Origin of the sequence: Vibrio sp. OPT46, assembly GCF_015163535.1 — a bacterium.
Lineage (GTDB): Bacteria > Pseudomonadota > Gammaproteobacteria > Enterobacterales > Vibrionaceae > Vibrio > Vibrio alginolyticus.
Genome location: NZ_JADDYG010000222.1, coordinates 1 through 335 on the forward strand (window position 1 = coordinate 1; position 335 = coordinate 335).

The window sequence follows — 335 nt, forward strand, 5'->3', positions numbered from 1 at the left end:
CTTAACATACCAAACAACAAGCTACAGCTAGTCACTAGCAATTACACAGAAACGTTTTACGAAGAGTACCTGCCGTCAAGCAAGTCAGTTCTCGTGCTTGATGAGTTGTCTGAAGAAATTGATTATGCCTCCTCTTCTAAAGGGTCTATGAGAAAGCTCTACGAGCGTATGCGCTCAAGCAATACTGCGCTCGTTATGCCTCTCTTCGGTCGTGGAAAGTCTGTTACTCACTTGCTGATTTCTTCACATAAAATAGATAATAAGCTGTTTTCTAATGAAGAAATCTCAGCTCTGCAAACGTTATTAGTTCGCATCCAGAGCACCATTGAAGCCGA

At 42.1% G+C, this 335-nt stretch carries 1 pseudogene; it reads left to right on the forward strand.

The window, feature by feature from the left end:
• Positions 1-335, forward strand: a pseudogene (locus IQR33_RS09250) (hybrid sensor histidine kinase/response regulator); the annotation flags it as partial.